This window comes from uncultured Romboutsia sp. (assembly GCF_958366745.1).
GTDB classification, from domain to species: domain Bacteria; phylum Bacillota; class Clostridia; order Peptostreptococcales; family Peptostreptococcaceae; genus Romboutsia; species Romboutsia timonensis.
In genome coordinates this window covers 1-9,390 of record NZ_CATXCO010000081.1, presented here as the reverse complement: position 1 = coordinate 9,390, position 9,390 = coordinate 1, and the positions used below count along the sequence as shown (strand labels likewise).

Genomic DNA, 9,390 nt, shown 5'->3' with positions numbered 1-9,390 from the left:
TTCAATTCTATAAATTAACCTACTGTTTAATTTTCAAAGTTCTTTCTTTCAACTTCTTAAGTTTACCAAAGTTATTTTACTTTGTCAACTTATTTTTTAAGTTGTTTTATTTTGTTTTGCCCTTTTCTTAAGGACAAGTAATAATATATCATCTTTAATTTATATCGTCAATACTTTTTTTAAAGTTTTTTTATATTTTTTATTTATATTTATGTTTATCTTTCTATGTTAAAAATTATTCTATATTAGAATCCCCCTATTTCATCAGGTTTATACAGCTATATATAACTTAATTTAACCTTTTACAGTAGTAATAGTATTTACGCATTTCTTTTTTATATTCTTTTCAAAATTAATAAAAAGAATTAGTGTAAACATATTTTAAGAATTCATCTACTACTAATTCTTTTTTAATTTATTTTTCTAATAAACTTTCTATTCTATTTAAATCAAATCCTAATACATGCTCTCCATCTATAAGTATAACTGGAATAGACATGTATCCCATCTTTATCAACTCTCTTTTAGCTTCTAAGTCTTTAGATATATTATACTCTTTAAGTTCTATATTTCTATTTTTTAAATATTCTTTAGCTTTAATACACTGTATACAGGTATCACTAGTATATATCTCTACCTTTTTCATTTAATATACCTCCTAAGCATTATATACTTGTATTTTTTTATTATATTAGATTATTATTATCACATATCAGTTAATAATAATTTATACTATATAATATTTTAGTTTTTTAAAGTATAATTAATAATACATAAAATTATGTTATTGTTCAATATAACTCTATTATATTAGGAGGAAATTTTATGATCAAAAAAGTACTAATTATGTCAGCATCTACTGGCGGTGGACATAATAGAGCTGCTCGCGCAATTAAAGAAGAGCTTGAAAGTAGAACTATAGATAATATGTCTATAGAATGTGAGATTGTCGATAGTTTAAAGTTAGTTAATAATACAATGGATAAAGTAATTTCTAGAGGTTATGAGAAATCAGCGCTATATACACCTAAGGCATATGGTAGTGTATATAGATTTTCAGAGACTACTATTGCTTCGAAAAATGAATTTAAAACAAACCCTCTAACATCTTTAATGGCTAGAAAATTTAAACATTTACTAAATGAATCTACGCCAGATTTAATTATAGGAACTCATCCATTTCCTATGATAGCCCTTAGTACACTTAAAAAAAATAATAATATTCATTCTTTAAGTCGAAGTGAAAGCTTCTATAAATCTACTAAAGTGGATATCCCACCTATGATATCCGTTTTAACAGACTATACTACCCACTCAACGTGGATTCAAAATGAAATTGATTATTATATTGTTGGACATGAATATGTTAAAGAGTTGCTAGTATACGAAGGAGTTGACAGTGAAAAAGTTAAGGCTTTCGGAATCCCTGTTGAAAAATCTTTCTTAAGTCATAGAGATAGAGAGACTGTATTAACTGAACTTGGCTTATCTCCTGAAAAATTAACTGTCTTACTTATGGGTGGAAGTTTCGGAGCTGGTAACATAAAAGAAACATTAGAAGATTTGATTGCTATAGATAGAGATTTTCAAATATTGGTAATAACTGGTAGAAATGAACATCTAAAAGATAAGTTATCTAAAATGCTAGATTCTACTATACATAATAAAAATATATGTTTATTAGGATATACAAATAAAATGAATGATATCTTAGCTTCTATCGATGTATTAATATCAAAACCTGGTGGTCTTACTACTACAGAAGCATTACTTAATGATGTTCCTATGATTGTTCCTTACTTTATACCAGGTCAAGAAGAAGAAAATCTAGATTTCTTAACTAATTGTGGTGCCGCACTTAGAACAACTAAAAAGTATAGCTTACCTGTTTTACTAAAAGTACTTATCGATGACCCTTCTAGGCTAGATAATCTTAGAAAAAATATAAAGTCTATACGTAAATTCGATTCGGCAGTTAATATATCTAACTTAGTCGTAGATATATTAACTGATAACGAATAAATTTTAATATATTCTAAACAAATCCAGTTATAAAAAAGAGCCTTGAGATATTTTATTATCGCTTGGCTCTCTTTTACTATAAAAATATTTAAATATCTTTACCTAAAAATTTTAAATTTAATATCTAGGCTCATAAAAATCTTCTTCATAATCATATTGATAGTTCTTATAATTATTTCTAAATTCACTACGTACATTACTTGAAGATTTTTTAGACTTTTTCTTAATCAAAGCATCTATATCTATATTCTTTAATTTTTTTTCTTCTCGTACATTTTTAGCTTTTTTCATAGATTTATATTTTTCTAAAGTCATAGTTGTTTCCATATTATACTCCTACTAAAACATAAAAACCGAGGCATGTACCTCGATTTTTTATATTTCTCTTCTACCTTCTAAAGCTTTCGATATAGTAACCTCATCTGCGTACTCTAAATCTCCGCCTACTGGTAGACCATGTGCTATTCTTGTAACTTTTATACCCATAGGTTTTAAAAGCCTTGCTATGTACATAGCTGTTGCTTCCCCTTCTATCGTTGGGTTAGTAGCCATTATTATTTCTCTTACATCTTGTGTTCCTAATCTTTGTATAAGCTCTTTTATCTTTATCATATCAGGTCCTATACCATCCATAGGAGATATAACACCATTTAATACATGATATTGACCTTTAAACTCTCTAGTTCTTTCCATTGCAGCTACATCTCTTGGATCTTCTACAACACATATTACACTAGAGTCTCTATTCTTATTAGAACACATACTACAAGGGTCTGTATCTGTTATATTACAACAAACAGAGCAGTATTTTATTTCTCTCTTAGCTTCTATTATAGCTTTAGATAAAGATTCTACATCATTAGTATTCATATTTATAATATGAAATGCTAATCTTTGAGCAGTTTTTCTTCCAACCCCAGGAAGCTTTGAAAACTCTTCTATCAGCCTAGTTATAGGCCCTGTATAAACTTGCATATAATCACCTACTAAAATAATCCTGGTATATTCATTCCTCCAGTTACTTTACTCATTTGACTTGCTTGCATTTCATCAACGCTTCTTAATGCTTCATTAACAGCACTTAAAACTAAGTCTTGTAACATTTCTATATCATCTGGATCAACTACCTCTGGTTTTATATTTATATCTATTAATTCTTTCTTACCATTAACCTTTACAGTAACAGCTCCTCCACCAACAGAAGACTCTATCTCCTTTGCTTCTAATTCAGCCTGCATTTTTTGCATATTTTCTTGCATCTTTTGAGCTTGCTTTAATAGATTATTCATATTTCCAGGCATCATTCCGCCTCCAAAACCTCTTTTAGCCATAACTAAAATCCTCCTTTAAAATTTTTTCTATATTTTATTATTATATCATAATCTTTTTTATTATTAATCTTGTTTTTCTTCATTATCCCTTATTTCAAGTATATCATCTTTAACTATAGACTTTAGTATTTCTTCACCTTTGTCCACTTTTTCATTTTTTATTTCTAGTTCTATATTTTTAACTTCAGACTCTAATATTATTTTTATACTAAAGCTTCTATTAATAGTTTCTCTTATCATTTGTTCTATATATGATATAGTTTCTGGGCTACTTAATCTTTTCTTTGCAAATTCAAATCCATGTCCATAAATTATATATAAGTTATTATTATAAACATTAAACCCACTCACATCACCTAATAAGAAATATACCGGCATCTGTTTATTTACTTTATCTTCTTTTATTTTCTGTCTTATCTTCTGCCATGATGACTCTATTAATTTAACATCTTCACTTTTTACATTTTCATATACTATTTCTTCAGGTTCTTCTTTCTCTATAATTATTTCATTAGTCGATATATTGTTCTCTATTGTATTTATTTTTATATTACCACTCTCAATAGTTTTTTCTAGATTTTCTATTCTCTTTATTAAAGCTTCTTTACTTTCATCAAACATAGGTTGAGCAGTTTTCATAATAGTGACTTCTGCTAATACTCTAGGATTAGATGATGTTTTCATATTATCTTGAGTTTCTGATAATATATTTAAAATTCTTATTAAATCATTTACATCTACTATCTTAGATTGTTCTTTTAATAGCTTTATTGTTTCCTCTGGAAGTGATATAATCTCATCTAATTCAGTTGATACTTTACATACCATTAAATTTCTAAAATGATCTATTAAATCATTTATTAAATTTCTTATATCTTTCCCCCATACAACAAACTCATTTAGTATTTGTAGAGATCTCTTTGTGTCCTGATCTATTATTGACTGAGCCATCTCAAATAATTGTTCTATATTAACTGTTCCCAATAACTCTACAGCATCTTTATATTCTATTTTATTATCTGAAAAAGATATACACTGGTCTAATATACTTAAAGCATCTCTTAATGCCCCTTGAGAGTTTCTAGCAATTAAATTAAGTGCCTTTTCTTCTACTTCTATATTTTCTTCATTACATATTTTTTTCATTCTATCAGTCATATCTTTAACTGTAACTCTTTTGAAGTCAAATCTTTGACATCTAGATAAAATTGTTGCTGGTATTTTATGTGGCTCTGTAGTAGCTAATATAAATATTACATATGATGGTGGTTCTTCTAAAGTCTTTAATAGGGCATTAAATGCACCTTGAGATAACATGTGTACCTCGTCTATTATGTATACTTTATATTTAGCCTTAGTTGGAGAATACTTAACGCTTTCTCTAAGCTCTCTTATATCATCTACACTATTATTAGACGCAGCATCTATTTCTACGACATCCATCACATTGTCATTTAATATGTCTCTACATACTTCACATTCATTACAAGGCTCTTGATTTATACTATTCTCACAATTCACAGCTCTTGCAAATATTTTAGCTGTTGATGTTTTACCTGTACCTCTTGTACCTGAAAATAAATAAGCATGACCTACATTGTTGTTCTCTATCTGATTTTTTAATGTTCTTATAATATGTTCTTGACCTACAACATCTTCAAAATTTTGAGGTCTATACGATCTATATAAGGCTTTATGCATTCCTCTCTCTCCTTAATGTAAAAATCAATCTAATATATTAATTTCCTATATCTTGAAATATTATATCATTATCTTTAATAAAGTTATATAAATTACAATTTTGGATATTAAAAAAATCCCTGATTAAAGGGATTCTATTTTTATATATAAATGCTGTACACCATCTATTGACTTTGCCTTACAAGCGTTACCTAAACAGTTAGCTCGGCTTAGGCACCCCTACGGCACACGAAAGTGGTCACTTACCGCTGCTTCCTTCCGGATCTGACGGGGTTCATGAGTTTTCGTTGCGTAGGACCTAAACGTCAACACCACTTATTTAGGGCAGCCTTACAAAGCAAAAGCCTCTAGATGGAATTCAATCCTGCTATAGCGGATTGCAGGTTACAGGGCACCGCTACCTCCCCATCTAGTACAGCAAAATTACAACCATATTTAATATTCTCTGGCGGAGAGTATGGGATTCGAACCCATGATACGTTTTTGACGTATACTCACTTTCCAGGCGAGCGCCTTCGACCATCTCGACCAACTCTCCATATTATCTTTTCCTTAAATTCTTAAAAAATTCTTGTAATATATTAGAGCATTCTTCTTGTAATATACCGAATGTGGTCTCGATATTATTATATTTATAATAATCTATTTTAAATTCATGTTGTTTTTCTGTATATGCATTTTTTATATGTTTTGTTCCAATTATAAGTTTTTTTATTCTAGAGTGAACTATTGCTCCACTACACATTATACACGGCTCCATCGTTACATATAAATCACAATCAACTAGTCTCCATCCACCTAACTTTTCTGAAGCTTGTCTTATAGCTAAAACTTCTGCATGAGCTGTACAATCATTTAACGTTTCAGTTAAATTATGAGCCCTTGCTATAATTTCATTATTCTTTACAATTACAGCTCCTATAGGTGTTTCACCTTTTTCATATGCTTTATTTGCTTCTTTTAAAGCCTCTTTCATGTAGTATGAGTTTTCCATATCGCCTCCTAAAACTTACAACAAGTTTATATTAACATAGTTTATTTTATATTTCAACTTAAATTTAAATATTAATCCTATAATATAAACTCATATATGCATAGTGCTCTATATACAAAATAAATAACTTACTCTATCGTGCTACTTATTCCCTACACATATTTAAAATACTACATAGAGTTTTTTAGTAATTATTTTTTTATTATAAACGCTAGTATTTTCAAAAATATAATTTATCTAATACAATAAATTAATTAATCTGTTTTACTCGTTATTTTACTAAACCTATTGAAATTACTATATAGTTTTTTAGCTATCAAGATGTAGATTTTTAGACTATAGTATTTTCAATAATCATATTCAATTAGCACAACGAGTTAATATATTTATAGTAAAGTTTTAGACTTAATCATTAATAAATTATATTTAATACTATATCTTATTAAAAATATATAAGAGTATCTTAAAATAATAATCTTAGGATACTCTTATATTTATATAAACTATATCTTATAATTCATTTTTCTTTATAACATCTACACCCATATATGGTCTTAATACTTCTGGAACAACTACAGATCCATCAGATTGTTGATAGTTTTCTAATATAGCAGCTAAAGTTCTTCCTACTGCTAATCCTGAACCATTTAATGTATGAACGTATTCAGCTTTAGATTTTTTATCCCTCTTGAATCTTATACCAGCTCTTCTAGCTTGGAAATCTTCAAAGTTTGAACAAGAAGATATTTCAACATATCTGTTGTAACTTGGCATCCATACTTCTAAGTCATACTTGAATGCTGCAGTGAATCCTAAATCACCTGTACATATTCTAACTACTCTGTATGGTAATCCTAATAATTGTAACATTCTTTCTGCATCGTTAGTTAATTTTTCTAACTCTTCATAAGAGTTTTGAGGATCACAGAATTTAACTAATTCAACTTTGTTGAATTGATGTTGTCTTACTAAACCTCTTGTATCTCTACCAGCAGAACCTGCTTCAGATCTGAAACATGGAGTATATGCACAATATTTTATAGGTAATTGATCTGCAGTTAATATTTCATCTCTATGTATATTAGTTACTGGTACTTCTGCAGTTGGTATTAAGAAATATTCCATTCCTTCTATTTTAAACATATCTTCTTCGAACTTTGGTAATTGTCCTGTTCCTATGAAGCTTGTTCTATTTGCCATGAAAGGAGGTAAAACTTCTGTATATCCATGTTCTTCTGTATGAGTATTTAAGAAGAAGTTTATGATAGCTCTTTCAAGTCTTGCTCCTAATCCTTTGTATAAAGTAAATCTTGAACCTGTTATTTTACCAGCAGTTTCAAAGTCTAATATTCCAAGACCTGTACCTATATCCCAGTGTGCTTTACCTTCGAAATCAAACTTTGGAGTTTCTCCCCATTGTCTTATTTCAACGTTATCTTCATCTGTAGTTCCTTGTGGAACATCTGGGTGAGGAACATTAGGTATTCTCATTAAATTATATTCCATTTCACCTTCAACTGTTCTAACTTGCTCATCTATAGCTTTTATCTTGTCTGATAATTCTTTTAGTTGAGCTTTTGCAGCATCTACATCTTTACCTTCTTTTATAAGTTGAGGTATTTTCTTAGATTCAACATTTAACTCATTTTTCATTACTTCAACTTCTTTAAGTAATTCTCTTCTCTTATCGTCTAAGGCAACTACAGCATCTAGATCGAATTCTTTTTCCCCTCTTCTATCCATTGCCTTTTTTATGTCTTCTAAATTTTCTCTTATTCTTTTTATATCTAGCATTTTACTTCCTCCTATTTTTATTTTATAGCTATTTTCTAGCTTATTTTTCAATACATATGTACATTTAGATAACGTTATCTCTTTAAAATTTATCTTAAGATTTTTATTGAATAGCTTTCCTAAAACAATTAATTATAATAAAAAAAGACCTTCTATCCCCCTATAAAAAGGGACGAAAGTCTTTGATCCGCGTTGCCACCCTAATTGACCATACGTTTTATGTATAGTCCTCTCAATCCTGTAACGTAGGTATACGTCTAATCTTACTATTATTTCCGATTAGAAGCTCTGGAATGGATTCAAAAATCATTGTAATGAGTTCACACCAACCACTCACTCTCTGAATACAAACATATTTTTTACTATTTTCCTTCATAGCTTTTAAACTAATTGTTTTATTTGATAATCATTATATTATATATATAACCAAGTTTCAATAGTATTATTCAAACTTTTTATTATTTTATTTTAGTTAAAGTATTTATTTTTACAAGTAATGTCTATATAATTAGATTATTTTTTTACAAAATAGTACTCTATAATTTTTTATAAACTATTTTTTTCTATTATTTACAAGTATATTTTTATCTAATAATGACGAAACAATTTCATCTAATATCTCTTCACTTTTTGCTTCAATTGTGTGTAAATGACTCTCTTTTGTTAATGTTGATAATTGTTTAAACTCATCACTTGAGGCTTTTTTCATAAATTCGTCTATATCTCTATTAGAATCTATATCTAAATCTACTTTAATTTCTCCATAGATCGGATGTTTTACTATTACATCTTTTACTTTACCACCTAAGTCTACTATAGTCTTTAATTCATTATAAAACTCATCTCCATTAACATGATTTTTACATTCTATAGTTTTAGTCGTTACTTTAGTATTATATATTACATAACCCTGAGGTGTAGCTATTATATCTACACCTGTAGCTCTTATTAAAGCTATATCTTGAACTATTACTTGTCGGCTTACATTTAAAGTATTTGCTAACTCATCACCCTTTATAGGTTTAGCTGATTTATTTAATATACTTAATAATAACTCTCTTCTCTCTTTAACTTTCATAATTTACCCTCTTCCAAACTTATTAAATTATAATTCTACTCTATATAATTATCTATTTATAATCTGTATCACTAATCTATATTATATCATTGTATATTTTATTTTGTATAATCCTATCATAATATTAACTAATAAATTGATACAAGGCTTAAAACAATATAGTAATAAAAAATTCGCTACGCTCATGTCGCCAGCGATATGACACTTGCTACCGCTTCGGTCACATCCGTTGCTTGAGCCACTGCGTGGGCGAAGCATTTCAAAATGTCATTTTTTACGTTTCTGAAGTTATTAATATTATTTATATTTATAACCTATACACAAAAAATTTTTATATATTAATTTCCTTGTACGTAAAAAATGCCTTTAAGATGATTTTTATCACTTAAAGGCATTATATAAAAAAAAGATTACATGGCTACGTGCTACTCTCCCAGGCGGTCGCCCACCAAGTACCATTGCCGCTAAAG

The 9,390-nt window shown here is 28.3% G+C and carries 9 protein-coding genes, 1 tRNA gene, 1 other RNA gene and 1 other annotated feature; of the genes, 1 reads left to right on the top strand and 10 read right to left on the bottom strand.

The features are described from left to right. Window positions 1–415: 415 nt before the first annotated feature. On the bottom strand, window positions 416–646 hold the full coding sequence (locus tag Q5F54_RS07055) for a glutaredoxin family protein (RefSeq protein WP_281538560.1): 231 nt from the start codon (window positions 644–646) through the stop codon (window positions 416–418). 179 nt (window positions 647–825) lie between these two features. Here Q5F54_RS07055 and Q5F54_RS07050 point away from each other — a divergent pair, with 179 nt between their 5' ends. After that, a complete protein-coding gene (locus Q5F54_RS07050) occupies window positions 826–2,022 on the top strand; it encodes a glycosyltransferase (protein ID WP_281538561.1) in 1,197 nt (398 codons plus the stop codon). 117 nt (window positions 2,023–2,139) lie between these two features. Here Q5F54_RS07050 and Q5F54_RS07045 read toward each other — a convergent pair whose 3' ends face one another. The 9 genes from Q5F54_RS07045 to Q5F54_RS07005 all read right to left on the bottom strand — a co-directional run bounded on the left by Q5F54_RS07045 (window position 2,140) and on the right by Q5F54_RS07005 (window position 8,920). Next, window positions 2,140–2,349 carry a hypothetical protein gene (locus tag Q5F54_RS07045; protein WP_281538562.1) on the bottom strand — a complete coding sequence of 70 codons (210 nt, stop codon included), beginning with the start codon at window positions 2,347–2,349 and terminating at the stop codon, window positions 2,140–2,142. Window positions 2,350–2,397: 48 nt separating this feature from the next. Then, on the bottom strand, window positions 2,398–2,997 hold the full coding sequence (recR, locus tag Q5F54_RS07040; RefSeq protein WP_281538563.1) for a recombination mediator RecR: 600 nt from the start codon (window positions 2,995–2,997) through the stop codon (window positions 2,398–2,400). Between the two features lie 11 nt (window positions 2,998–3,008). Then, window positions 3,009–3,353, bottom strand: coding sequence for a YbaB/EbfC family nucleoid-associated protein (locus Q5F54_RS07035; protein WP_071121460.1), 345 nt, complete (start codon window positions 3,351–3,353; stop codon window positions 3,009–3,011). Between the two features lie 63 nt (window positions 3,354–3,416). Then, entirely contained in the window at window positions 3,417–5,054 is a 1,638-nt protein-coding gene (gene dnaX / locus Q5F54_RS07030) for a DNA polymerase III subunit gamma/tau (RefSeq protein ID WP_302334148.1), read from the bottom strand. A 153-nt stretch (window positions 5,055–5,207) separates the two neighbouring features. Next, window positions 5,208–5,472: signal recognition particle sRNA large type (gene ffs / locus Q5F54_RS07025), an RNA gene on the bottom strand. A gap of 28 nt (window positions 5,473–5,500) precedes the next feature. Then, window positions 5,501–5,592: transfer RNA gene (locus Q5F54_RS07020), tRNA-Ser, on the bottom strand. A 3-nt stretch (window positions 5,593–5,595) separates the two neighbouring features. Beyond that, the gene (locus Q5F54_RS07015; protein WP_071121462.1) at window positions 5,596–6,048 is read right to left on the bottom strand and encodes a nucleoside deaminase; all 453 of its coding nucleotides are present in this window, start codon (window positions 6,046–6,048) and stop codon (window positions 5,596–5,598) included. Between the two features lie 510 nt (window positions 6,049–6,558). Next, on the bottom strand, window positions 6,559–7,842 hold the full coding sequence (gene serS, locus Q5F54_RS07010) for a serine--tRNA ligase (protein ID WP_281538565.1): 1,284 nt from the start codon (window positions 7,840–7,842) through the stop codon (window positions 6,559–6,561). Window positions 7,843–8,007: 165 nt separating this feature from the next. Further along, window positions 8,008–8,227 (bottom strand) — a binding site (T-box leader). A 168-nt stretch (window positions 8,228–8,395) separates the two neighbouring features. Beyond that, window positions 8,396–8,920: a transcription repressor NadR gene (locus Q5F54_RS07005; protein WP_281538566.1), complete on the bottom strand. Its 525-nt coding sequence runs from the start codon at window positions 8,918–8,920 to the stop codon at window positions 8,396–8,398. Window positions 8,921–9,390 lie beyond the last annotated feature (470 nt).